11 protein-coding genes and 1 pseudogene are annotated in these 11,570 nt (G+C 72.0%); 5 read left to right on the top strand and 7 right to left on the bottom strand.

The genetic code is table 11. The features are described 5' to 3' along the window. On the bottom strand, positions 1-582 hold a 582-nt coding region (locus DSY14_RS23810; RefSeq protein ID WP_211718849.1), incomplete at its 3' end, for a site-2 protease family protein. A gap of 28 nt (positions 583-610) precedes the next feature. After that, entirely contained in the window at positions 611-1,813 is a 1,203-nt protein-coding gene (gene dxr, locus DSY14_RS23805; RefSeq protein ID WP_211718851.1) for a 1-deoxy-D-xylulose-5-phosphate reductoisomerase, read from the bottom strand. Positions 1,814-1,880: 67 nt separating this feature from the next. On the opposite strand from dxr, the pseudogene DSY14_RS23800 reads away from it, so the two are divergent. Both DSY14_RS23800 and DSY14_RS23795 read left to right on the top strand, forming a co-directional pair. Further along, positions 1,881-2,146: pseudogene (locus DSY14_RS23800) on the top strand (CocE/NonD family hydrolase C-terminal non-catalytic domain-containing protein); the annotation flags it as partial. A gap of 129 nt (positions 2,147-2,275) precedes the next feature. After that, positions 2,276-3,340, top strand: a complete 1,065-nt coding sequence (locus tag DSY14_RS23795) for a serine protease (RefSeq protein ID WP_211718848.1) — start codon at positions 2,276-2,278, stop codon at positions 3,338-3,340. Positions 3,341-3,439: 99 nt separating this feature from the next. Here the strand turns inward: DSY14_RS23795 and DSY14_RS23790 are convergent, their stop codons facing one another. Continuing rightward, positions 3,440-4,864 (bottom strand): aldehyde dehydrogenase family protein, encoded by a 1,425-nt coding sequence (locus DSY14_RS23790; protein WP_211718847.1) that lies wholly within the window; start codon positions 4,862-4,864, stop codon positions 3,440-3,442. Between the two features lie 114 nt (positions 4,865-4,978). Between DSY14_RS23790 and DSY14_RS23785 the strand changes: the two genes are divergently transcribed. Together DSY14_RS23785 and DSY14_RS23780 are read left to right on the top strand one after the other, a co-directional pair. Beyond that, positions 4,979-5,437: a hypothetical protein gene (locus DSY14_RS23785; protein WP_211718852.1), complete on the top strand. Its 459-nt coding sequence runs from the start codon at positions 4,979-4,981 to the stop codon at positions 5,435-5,437. Positions 5,438-5,586: 149 nt separating this feature from the next. Then, the gene (locus DSY14_RS23780; RefSeq protein WP_211718846.1) at positions 5,587-7,371 is read left to right on the top strand and encodes a hypothetical protein; all 1,785 of its coding nucleotides are present in this window, start codon (positions 5,587-5,589) and stop codon (positions 7,369-7,371) included. 118 nt (positions 7,372-7,489) lie between these two features. Here the strand turns inward: DSY14_RS23780 and DSY14_RS23775 are convergent, their stop codons facing one another. Beyond that, positions 7,490-8,086, bottom strand: coding sequence for an HD domain-containing protein (locus tag DSY14_RS23775; protein ID WP_211718845.1), 597 nt, complete (start codon positions 8,084-8,086; stop codon positions 7,490-7,492). A 71-nt stretch (positions 8,087-8,157) separates the two neighbouring features. On the opposite strand from DSY14_RS23775, the gene DSY14_RS23770 reads away from it, so the two are divergent. Continuing rightward, complete coding sequence (locus DSY14_RS23770) at positions 8,158-9,054, top strand: 3-methyladenine DNA glycosylase (protein ID WP_211718850.1); 897 nt, start codon at positions 8,158-8,160, stop codon at positions 9,052-9,054. Positions 9,055-9,069: 15 nt separating this feature from the next. On the opposite strand, the gene DSY14_RS23765 is transcribed toward DSY14_RS23770, so the two are convergent. From DSY14_RS23765 to DSY14_RS23755, 3 genes are all read right to left on the bottom strand, one after another. After that, positions 9,070-9,426 (bottom strand): SdpI family protein, encoded by a 357-nt coding sequence (locus DSY14_RS23765; protein WP_211718844.1) that lies wholly within the window; start codon positions 9,424-9,426, stop codon positions 9,070-9,072. An 83-nt stretch (positions 9,427-9,509) separates the two neighbouring features. Beyond that, complete coding sequence (locus DSY14_RS23760) at positions 9,510-9,920, bottom strand: thiol-disulfide oxidoreductase DCC family protein (protein ID WP_211718843.1); 411 nt, start codon at positions 9,918-9,920, stop codon at positions 9,510-9,512. Between the two features lie 231 nt (positions 9,921-10,151). Continuing rightward, positions 10,152-11,570 (bottom strand): serine hydrolase (locus DSY14_RS23755; RefSeq protein WP_211718842.1); only part of this gene is annotated, 1,419 nt, incomplete at its 5' end.

The raw sequence follows: 11,570 nt of genomic DNA, 5'->3' as shown, positions 1-11,570 counted from the left end.
GGGGAGCAGCCCGGCCTCGTGGGCGGGGGTGGGCGGCAGGTCCTCGGTGCACTCGGTGATGGCGGAGTCGCCGGGGGCCACGCACTCGTTGACGACACCGACCTCGTTGGTGTCCTGGTACACGCCGATGCCCATGAAGAGCACGGAGAGCAGCACGGTCCCGAGCACCAGGTTCATCCCCGGGCCGGCGAACATGACGATCAGTCGCTTCCACGGCGCACGCTGGTAGAACTGCCGGTCCTGGTCCTCCGGCCCCAGGTCGACGTAGGACGCCTCACGGGCGTCCTCGGCGATGGCCCGCCATCGCGACATCTTCCGGGAACCGTGGTCCTGGGTGCGACGGGCCGGCGGGATCATGCCGACCATCCGCACGAACCCGCCCAGCGGCACCGCCTTGATGCCGTACTCGGTCTCCCCTCGGCGGGTCGACCACAGGGTCTTACCGAACCCGACCATGAACTCGGTGCACTTGATGCCGAACATCTTGGCCGTGGCCATGTGGCCGAGTTCGTGCCAGGCGATCGAGAACAGCAGTCCCAGGACGAGCAGGATGATCCCGACCACGGTCAGCAAGACGACCATGTATCTCTCCTCAAGCCAGAATCGGTCCTCAGCCGCGGACGAGCAGTTCGCGTGCGCGGGTGCGGGCCCAGGTGTCAGCGGCGTACACGTCGTCCAGGGTCAGGGGTGTGGAACCCGGCCGGTCCGTCCGCTGGTGTTCCGAGACTACCCGGGAGACGGTGTCCATGATCGACGGGAACGCGAGGTTTCCACGCAGGAAGGCGTCGACCGCCTCCTCGTTGGCCGCGTTGTAGACCGCGGGCGCGGTGCCGCCGGCGGCACCGACCTCCGCCGCGATGCGCACCGACGGGAACACCTCGTGGTCCAGCGGCTCGAACGTCCAGCTCTGCGCCCGCGTCCAGTCCATGCCGGGGGCGACGTCGGGCACGCGTTCGGGTGCGCTCATGCCGTAGGCGATCGGGATCATCATGCTGGGCGGGCTGGCCTTGGCCAACGTGGTGCCGTCCACGTACTCGACCATGGAGTGCACGATCGACTGCGGGTGGACCACCACGTCGATCCGGTCGAAGGGGATGTCGAACAGCAGGTTGGCCTCGATCACCTCCAGCCCCTTGTTGACCAGGGTGGCGGAGTTGACGGTGACCACCGGCCCCATGCTCCAGGTCGGGTGGTTCAGCGCCTGCTCCGGCGTGACCTCCGCCAGCTCCTCGGCGCGGCGACCGCGGAAGGGCCCGCCGCTGGCGGTGACCACCAGGCGGCGCACCTCGGCGAGTTCCGCGCGCACCAGCCCCTGGGCGAGGCCGGTGAGTTCGCCCTCGGGCCGGTAGGGGAAGCACTGGGCGATGGCGAAGTGCTCGGAGTCGACCGGCACGATCTGGCCGGGTGCGGCCAGGTCGCGCACCAGCGGACCGCCGATGATGAGGGATTCCTTGTTGGCCAGGGCCAGGGTGCTCCCGGCGCGCAGCGCGGCCAGGGTGGACTCCAGGCCGAGGGCGCCGGTGATGCCGTTGAGGACGACGTCGCAGGCGGTGCCGGCCAGCTCGGCGACCCCCTCGGCGCCGGTGAGCACCTCGGGAGAGGCACCCTGCTCGGTCAGCAGACGGGTGAGCTCGGCGGCCCGCGACGCGTCGGCCACGGCCACCCGCTCGACGCCCAGCCGCACGGCCTGCTTGGCGAGCAGGTCCAACCGCCCGCCCCCCGCCGCCAGACCCAGGACGCGGAAGCGTCCCGTATGGCGCTGGACGATGTCGATGGCCTGGGTGCCGATGGAGCCGGTGGACCCGAGGATCACTACTGTTCGCTGCTGTTCTTCTCGCACTCCCCTATTGTCACCCAATCGGCGGATCGGTGTCGGGGGCCTGTACGCGATCGACGACCGGGGCACCGGCTCGCTCCTGAGCCACACCCCCTACACGATGCGCGACGTCACCCCCGGGGAACCGGTGACGGTGGAGGCCGCGCTGTCGTCGGTGGTGTGGGACACGTTCCGGCCGGGCACCGGCCGGCCGTCGTGGTGGACGGCCGCGACGCCCGCTACACCGCGGAGGGCCGGACCACGGACCGGATCGAGGTGACCTCCCCCGAGGAGTCCCCCACCAGGGTGACCATCCCGCCGGCCGGGTAACGCGCACCCCCGGACACGATCACGGCCCGGACGTTCTCCGACGAGCGTGTCCGGTCCTCCTGCCCGAAAAAGCGGCGACACAAACTCAAAGTAGCTAAAGAGTTACTGCGAGTATGCAAAGATCGGACCATGACCTCGTCCACCGCATACAAGGTCCTCGCCCCGCTGGCCGCCGCCACGGTCGCCCTCGCGGGTCTGGCGATGATCGACGAACTCCCCGACCCCGCTGCGGCCGTCACCCGCGCCGTGCACAGCGCCGCCACCTCGGACTCTCCGGCCCGACTGAGCCAGACCGCCGCCACCCGTGTGGACGAGGCCGCCCATCAGTCCGGGGCGGTCACCGAAGCCCAGAACTCCGCGGTCCTGGACTACTGGACCGGCGAACGGATGGCCGCCGCGCGCCCCATCACCGACCTCGTCGACTCCACCCTGGAGCTCACCGAGCCGCCGACGCCCGGCACCTCCGCCGACGTGGAGCCGCAGGCCGCCCGTCCCGACAGTGACGGGGAGCGTTGGAACGACGGCGGACTCGTCACCCGCACCACCGGCAAGGTGTACCTGACCATGGACGGGCGCGACTTCACCTGCTCGGCGTCGGTCGTGGACGCGGCCAACAAGAGCACCCTGGTGACCGCCGGACACTGCGCCAAGGACGGGCAGGGTTCGTGGGCGCGCAACTGGACCTTCGTGCCCGGCCACACCGACGGCGAGAGCCCCTACGGCAAGTTCACCGCGCGCGACCTGTTGGTCTCCCCGCAGTGGGCGGACCAGGCCGACGACAGCTACGACTTCGCGATGGTCGTGCTGAACCGGGACGGCTCCGCCGCCGTCCAGGACCGGGTCGGTTCCCAGCGACTGTCCTTCGACACCTGGACCCAGGAGCGGGTCGCGCAGGGCGTGCAGGTGTACACCTTCGGATACCCGGCCGCCTCGCCCTTCGACGGCAAGGAACTGCACTACTGTTCCGGCCGGACCGTTCCGGACACCGGCGGCACCACCGCCAACGGCGTGCGCTGCGCCATGACCCAGGGGTCCAGCGGAGGACCGTGGTTCGCCGACTTCGACCCGGCCACCGGTCAGGGCACCATCGCCTCGGTCGTGAGCTTCAAGTACGCCGACGACCGCTCGACCCAGTACGGCCCCCGCCTGGGCGCCGAGGCCCGGCGGCTGTACGAGCACGCCACGGGCCTGTAGAGGACTCCCTCCTCACCGCGGGGCGAGAGCAAGCCCCCACTCACGGCCGGTGACCGCCTCCGATGTCTCGGCGGTCACCGGCCGCTCACGTGCCCGGGGCTACAGGTCGATGCCGGTGAGGATCAGGATGCGCTCGTCGGTGAGATCGGTCATCGCCGAACGCACGCCCTCCTTGCCCACTCCGGATCCCTTGACGCCGCCGTAGGGCATCTGGTCGGCGCGGAAGGTGGGGACGTCGCCGACGACGACACCACCGACCTCCAGCTCACGGTGGGCGCGGAACGCGGTGGGCAGGTCCCGGGTGAACACACCCGCTTGGAGCCCGAACGCGCTGTCGTTGACGGCGGCGAAGGCGGCGTCGGTGTCGGCGACCCGCTGGACCACCAGGACCGGACCGAAGATCTCCTCGCGCACCACCTTGGCGTCGGCGGGCGCCTCGACCAGGACCGTGGGCGCCACCGTGACCCCGTCACGGGTGCCTCCGGTGAGCACGCGCGCCCCCGAAGAGACCGCCTCCGCCACCCAGGAGGCCACCCGCTCGGCGGCGGCCTGGTCGACCATCGGCCCCACGTCGGTCCCCGGGTCGGCGGGGTCGCCGGTACCGAGCGCCTCGACCTCGGCCACCAGGCGCGGAACGAACGCGTCGTGCACGGCGTCGGTCACCACGACCCGCTGCACGCCGATGCACACCTGCCCGGCCTGGTTGTTGCCGAACAGCGCCACCCGACGTGCGGCGTGGTCCAGGTCGGCGTCGTCGAGGACCACCGCGGCGGCGTTGCCGCCCAACTCCAGGGTGACGTGCTTGTGCGGGGCGCGACGCTGGATCTCCCAGCCGAAGGCGCCACCGGTGAAGGACACCACCGGCAGACGGTCGTCGGTGATGAGCGCCGCGGCGGACTCGTTCGGCATGGGCAGCACCGACACCATGCCCCCGGGGAGCTCCGTCTCGGCGATGATCTCACCGAGCAGCAGCGCCGTGATGGGGGTGGCGGGGGCCGGCTTGAGGATGATCGGAGCGCCGACCGCGATCGCGGGCGCGACCTTGTGGGCGACCAGGTTGAGCGGGAAGTTGAACGGTGAGATGCCCAGGACCGGGCCCTTGGGCACGCGACGGATCAGAGCCATGCGACCGGTGCCGCCGGGGTCGGTGTCCAGACGCTGGAGGTCGCCGCTGTCCCGGCGGGCCTCCTCGGCGGCCCAACGGAAGACCGACGCGGCGCGGGTCGCCTCCACCCGCGCCCACTTGATCGGCTTGCCGCTCTCGGCGGTGATCACCCGGGCGAGCTCCTCGGCGCGTTCGCCGATCCGACGGGCGACGTGGTCCAGGGCCGTGGCCTTGACGTGGGCGGGCAGGGCCGCGGCCGGCCCGGCGACGGCGTGCGCCGCGGCCACCGCCGTCTCGACCTGCTCCGGGGTCGGCACGGAGACCGTGTCCGCGGCCTCGCCGGTGTAGGGGTTGCGGACGATCATGTCGGTGTCGCCGGTCGCTGCTGTGCCGGCGAGCCAGAACGGGTGCGTGGTCATGTGCGCGACGCTAGCCCTGGTCAGGGCACCCGCGCGTTGTCCATGATCACCAAAGACGGCGTGCCCCTTGGACATACTGGAGCAACGGTGACGGCGCTCGGCCGAACGTCGTCCGTGGCCGGCACGATCGGCACCGTCGACGTCCACACACCACCCGGAGCCCCGATGAGCGTGTCCCTGTACTACGAGGCCCACCGCGACACCCCGCTCACCCGGGACGAACACGCCCTGCTGACGGAGATCACCGACGCCGGCTTCGAGGCGCTCGTCGCCGAGACCACCCGCAGGCTTCCGGAATGGCTGCGTACGGGACAGGTGACCGACGCCGCGATCGGTCCGCGGGAGATGTTCGAGCCACTGGGCCCGTACGCGGTCCGAGAACGCGTCGGGGAACTGTTCGCCGGCAGCGCGAAGCTCACCCGCTCCCACATCGGCGACGCGCCCCTGATGGCGCAGACGCACCACTACCTCGACGCCCTCACCCGGCTGCGGGACGCCTTCCCCGACGCCGTGTGGAACGTGCACATCGACGACCTGGACGTGCCGTGGACCCCGGGCGGGTACGCCCTGTGAGCACCGGGGATCACCCATCGTGCGGAGATCTTGCGCGCACCGGCTGGCGCGGAGGCGGTCCTTGATAGAGAGTGGTGAGTGAGGGCCCTGGCGGGTGTTCGGTCGGGCCCTCGGGTCCACCGCTGTCGACGGGAACCCGGGAGTGCCCATTGCCGCTCGTCTACCGCACGCTCATCTCCGTCCCGGACGACGACGCGGATCTCGTCGCCGTCGCCTCGGCCGTTCTCTCCCGCTGGTTGAGCAAGCGCGGGAACTCCGGAGCGCGTGTGGAGTTCGACGCCCCGGGCCGCTACGACCTCAGCAACAGATCCCGGGCCCTGGTCGCCCGGCACGACAACCCCGAGGAGGGACTCACCTTCCTCCGGCTCACCACCGAGTCCGACAAACCCGACGGGGTGTGGCGCACAGTCGTCACCGCGGTCGTCGACCCCGAACTGTCCCCCTCACGGCTCGTGTGGCTCGACATGTCCGTGGATCCCGCCCCCGGCCTGCCCCCTGAGGCCACCCGTCTGGACGTGATGCCGCCCGAGGCCGCGCGCATGCTCCTGGACACGGTGGAGGCCCATGACGGCGCGCACCCGCTGCCGCCCTCCCCCAGGATCGTGCGCGGGCGCGACGAGGCGGACGTGGCGGCCCTGCACGCGGCCATCCTCGACCCGCGGAGACGGCTGGCGATCATCGCCACCGGTGCGCCCGCGGACGTGACCGTCGCCGCCTGGCGCGAATCCATGGCCGGCGCCCTGACCAAGTGCACCGGGATGTGCGCCGGATACGTGCTGGACGCCGCCGCCCTGGACGGTCTGTACCGGTTGCTCCCCCGGGAACTGGACGTCCCCGCCGGGGGCGTGCGCACGTTCTTACCGGGGGTGGACCCCGAGAACGACGCGGACGCCCCACGCCATCCACGGATGAGTCCGGCCACCCTGGACACCGCCCGGGACGGCGAACGGGTCCGCAACTGGGTCGGGGCCGCCCTCTCACGACGCGTACGCGACAACGCCGTGTCCCTGACGCTGCCCGACCCCCTCCGGGCCATCGACGCGCTCCTGACCGAGGAGACGGACGACCTGCGCCAGGGCCCCTCCTCCCTCGCTCTCCCTCCGGCCTCTGGACCAGGGCACGCCATCGCCCACCGGTCCGACCACGACACGGTGACCAGCGCGGAGCTGGCCGCCGCGCAGGCCCAGGAACAACAGGTCCAGCGTCTGCGCGAGGAAGTGCGTCGTCTCAACGCCCGCATCGGGGAACTGTCGGACGAACGCCAGGCGCTGCTCGACGAGACCGCGGAGCTGACCGAGGAACTGGGGGCCGCCCGCGAGGGGACGCGCTCCTCACGGTACGAGGCGCGCTGGCTGCGCGAACGGATCCGGGAGAAGGGTCTGTTCCGGCTGGCGGCGGCGCCCGCCCCCCTCGACCCGGAGCACCGACCCCCCGCGCGCGTGTCCGAACTGCTGGAGCGCATCACCGACGACACGACGCTGCCGCACCTGTACTTCACGTTGGAGGACCAGACGGTCTACGAACTGGCCGACAGCCGCAAGGAGACCCTCTGGGTGACCCGGGCCTGGGAGGCGCTGCTGGCGCTCAACGACTACGCCCGCTACCAGTTCGACAACCCCGGCAGCGGGCTCGGATTCCACTCCTACCTGCGCGATCCGCCGGACGGTTACCGGGTCATCCCGGTCAAGCGCCTGGCCTCGCAGGAGTCGGACCACGTGCGCAACCGGGGCAAGCTCAACGAGAAGCGGTTCTTCCGGGTGCCCCCCGAGGTGGACCCGGCCGGACGGGTCCCGATGTACGCGCACATCAAGCTGGACATCGAGTACGGCATCTGCCCACGGCTGTACTTCTTCCCGGACCTGGGCCCGGACACCACCAACCGCGTCTACGTGGGCTACCTGGGACGCCACCTGCCGGTTCAGCAGTCCAACTGAACCGGGACCCGATGCCCCGCCCCCGGCCGACGGCGGCCGAGCACGGGGGCGGCCTCCCTCCGTCCTCACCGGCGCGGTCGACCACGGCCACCGCACGGGCCCCGCACCGACGAGACGTTCAGAGCACGCGGTGACCGAAGGTCCGGGAGAGCGCCTCCAGGTCGGGTTCGCCGTGGCGCTCCACCATCGCCTTGAACCGCAGCTCCTTGTCGGCACCGAACCGGCGGACCTTGGCCGCGTAGCTCTCCACGGAATGGAAGACGGGCGGATCGGTCTTGCTGTGGAACTTGTCCGCGTACATCACCAGCTCCTCCTCCGGGGTCTCGGCGAGGTAGTCGGCGACCGGCACGGGCAGCCCCTGGGAACGGACGTCGTCGGCGGTGACGCCCACCCCGGTGTGGTGGGAGCAGAACCGGCACAGGGTCTCGGGGAGCCCCTCGGTGGCGAGGATCTCGTGGCCCAGCACACCGTGACTCACGTAGCGGGCGTGGTCGATGTTCCCCGAAGCGTCGACCAGGCGGTAGACGCCGATGTCGTGCAGGAGACAGCCGGCGCGGACCAGCGCGAGGTCCACCCCGGCGGGCCGGCGCCCCAGCACCTGTTCGGCGACGGCGCACACCACCCTGCAGTGGGTGTACACCCGCTCGAAGGCCTCGGGGGTGGGGGCGTACTTCCGGTGGAGGTCGACGATCTGCTCGTCGGTGGGAATCTGCACACCGGGACCCTAACCGCCCACCGCCATCGCGGCGACCCGGACGCGTGGCCGGCGCATACCCTGGGGCCGTGATGGGGACGACGACCGAGGCCACCGGGGCCGTGCTGACGGAGACGGAGTGGCGTGCGCGCGCCGCGCGCCACGAGGAGCGTGTGGACGCGCTCACCGCCGACCACCTGCGCCGGCGTGGGGCGGGCGAACGACACCCGGTCGAGGACTTCCTGTTCACCTACTACAACCTCAAGCCCGCGCAGCTCCGCCGTTGGCATCCCGGTGTGGGCACGTTCCTGTCCGGGGCGGGCGCGCGCGAGCGCCTGGACGAGCGCTTCTACGTCGAGCACGACGCGGGCGGGGTGGGCCTGGACGTGTCCGCGTTCCTGGCCGCCCGTCCCGTACTGGACTTCGTGGAGCGCCTGCTGTCGGCGGTGGCGTCGCGCCCGGCGCACCTGGGCTGTTTCGGGCTGCACGAGTGGGCGATGGCCTACCGCACCTCCGAGGTCCGCCACGGCCAGGTGCCACTGCGGTTGGGCCACGGGGGCACCGACCGGGTGGTCGAGTCGCACCGGATCCAATGCTCGCACTTCGACGCGTTCCGGTTCTTCACGGAGCCGGCGCGCCCGCTCAACACCCTCCAGCCCACCCGTGAGGCCCAGGCGGACCTGGACCAGCCGGGGTGCCTGCACGCCAACATGGACCTGTACAAGTGGGCGTACAAGCTCACGCCCGCGATGCCCTCCGAGCTGGTCGTGGACTGCTTCGTGTTCTCCCGCGAGATCCGCACGTTGGACATGCGCGCCTCCCCCTACGACCTGCGGGAATGGGGGTACGAGCCGGTGCGGATCGAGACGGCCGAGGGCAAGGCCGCGTACATGGAGTACCAGCGTGACTTCGCCGAGCGCGGCGCGGTGCTGCGCGGGCGGTTGCTGGAGGTGTGCCGGGCGCTGCGCGTCGCCGACCCCCGGACGTGACCGGGTCCGTGTCGGTCAGGGGAGGTCGGCGCGGCCCTCCGCCCGGGCCGGGCGTTCCCGGGCGATCCGGTGCGCACGCCAGGACTCCACCAGCGGAATGACCGTGCCCAGGAAGGTGGGCACCAGGATCGCGGCGATCTGCCCGTTCGGGTCGGCGATCAGTGGGGTGAGGATCACGGCGGGCAGGAAGGCGACGCCGGCCAGGAGGGACCACCGCGTGGAGGCCTCGTGCACCGCGTACCAGGCGGCCTCACCGGAGCGTGTGCAGGCGGCACGGATCCCGAAGACGTCGTTGGGCCGGATTCCGCGCCGGCCGCTGAGCACCCCCATCGTGATGAGGACGACCGCGCAGCCCAGCGGGCTCGGCTCCACGAGGACGAGCGGGACGAGGGGAGGGTCTGGTCGGTGGTGTGGGCCAGGGGGGTCACTCGGGGGCCTCGCGTCGGGTGTCGGTGTCAGTCGTCGCGGGACGGCGGCAGGGCGCAGGTGGAGGTGCCACCGGGCAGGCGGTGCCGGTGGGCCGCCACCAGTCGGTAGGCCGCCCGGGTGAGCGCGCGGAACCCCGGCAGGGCCATCACCCGGCCCAACACGGGGAAGGGGAACCGGCCGTGCCCGAGGAGGCCGGCGACCGCGTCGCCTCCCGCGAGCGGCGCACCGTCCGGACGGACCAGCCAGGCCTGTGCGTCGGCCTGCTCCGGTGTGAGACCGAAGGCGTCCAGGTCGACGTCCTGCCAGGCGGCGAACGCGGTGCGCGTGCGCACCCGCTCCCGCGCGAAGACGACGGACCGTTGGCAGAACCCACAGTCCCGGTCGTAGAGGAAGAGCCCCGTCGCGGGGATGTCGTGTCCCTCACGTGCGCGTCCCATACCCCCTTCCTACCCAACGACCGGCCCCCTCGTCCCTCCGGTCCGCCGCGGACGGGGAGAGACGGGTCACGCGAACCGGTCGGGCACCACGGCGGTACGGGTGGCCGGCCCGGCCACCCCGCCGGCCACTTCGGGGGGAACGGATCCGTGCGGTCCGGGCCCGCCGCGCGCGGCGCACGTGCTGTGCGCCGCGCGCGGGCGTCGCAGCGGCCCCGACCGCGAGGCACGGGCTCAGCGGTGGGCGACGACCAGCCCGTACCCCATGAGGGACAGCAGGGTGAGGGAGAACAGCACCGACAGGACGAATACCGTCACGTGCAGCCACCGGAAACGGCCGGCCTCGGTCGGCACCCTGCTCCAGTGCCACACGCCGACGGTGAGGGCGGCCCCCACCGCGCCCGCGGCCACACCGAACAGCTCGGTGGGCAGGTCGGTCCAGACCCCTCCGCGCTGCGCGTAGACGAGCCAGGCGAGGGCTCCCAGACCCAACGAGACGAGGCGCAGCCGGTCCAGGGGCCGCTGGGTGATGAGGGTGCGGCGACGGAGCACGAGCGCGAGCAGGAGGGCCGGGGGGACCACCAGGGGCAGCAGGGTCAGGGCGCCGAACAGCGCCGTGGTGGGCGGGGCGGACAGCGGCCCACCGGGCTCCTCACCCAGGAGTCCCAGGGCCAGTTCGGTCTCCTGAAGGCTGAAACTGTTGCCCATCAGGACCAGGGCGCGCTCGTCGTCGAACAGCACGGTGGTGGAGGACCCGTAGACCTGCCCGTTGTGGAAGGTGACCTTCCCGTGGTCGGGGGTGTCGAGGATGTGCCAGGCCAGCCCCAGGGACAGGGCGGCGGCGTCGCCGCCCTCGCCGGCCGGTTCGTCGTCGGAGGGGGCGCCGTCGACGCGCACGTCCTCCAGGACGACGTCGGTCGCGTCGGCCCCCGGCGCGGTGCCGTCGGCCACGGCGCGGACGAGGGTGACCAGGTCGGAGACGGTGCTCCAGGTGGCGACGCCCGCGGGAGCGTAGTCGGTGTTGCCCCAGGGGGCCACCCGCACACCGGGCTCGTGGTACGACAGGGCACCGCCGTCCGGGCGCTCCGCTGTCACCGCGGTGTCGTCCATGCCCAACGGATCGAGGATCCGTTCGCGCACCAGCTCCGGATAGGTGTCGCCGGCCTCCGCCGCCAGGGCGTGACCCAGGGTCGCGAAGGCGTGGTTGGAGTAGACGTACCGGTCCTTGGGGCCGGCCTGGGTGTGGGCCAGCCCTTCCAGGGGCGGGGTGGCGCCTTCGTAGGGGCCGATCAACAGCGAGGACCGCAGCGCGACGCCCGCTTCGTCGCCGTCGGGCACGGCCCGCAGCCCGGAGTGGTGGGTGGCCAGTTCCCGCAGGGTGATGGAGGCGACCTCGGGGTCGGCGAAATCGAGGTCCGGGAGGATCTCGGTCAGGGTGCGGTCGAGTGAGGTCTCGCCGCGCTCGACCATGTCGGCCAGCAGCATCCCGGTGATCACCTTCATGACCGACCCGGTCTCGAACGGGGTGTCCGGACCGACCGGGGTGGTCCCGTCGCCGGTCCCCGCCGCGGCCCACTCCACGGAGTCGGGGGCGTCGAGGTCGAACCGGGCCACCGCCAGCCCCTGGACCTCGACGATGCGGTCGCCCAGGAC

The organism is Nocardiopsis sp. MG754419 (genome assembly GCF_018207095.1).
Taxonomy (GTDB): domain Bacteria; phylum Actinomycetota; class Actinomycetes; order Streptosporangiales; family Streptosporangiaceae; genus Nocardiopsis.
The sequence above is the reverse complement of the archived record's forward strand: the minus strand, read 5'-3'. Positions and strand labels throughout refer to the sequence as shown.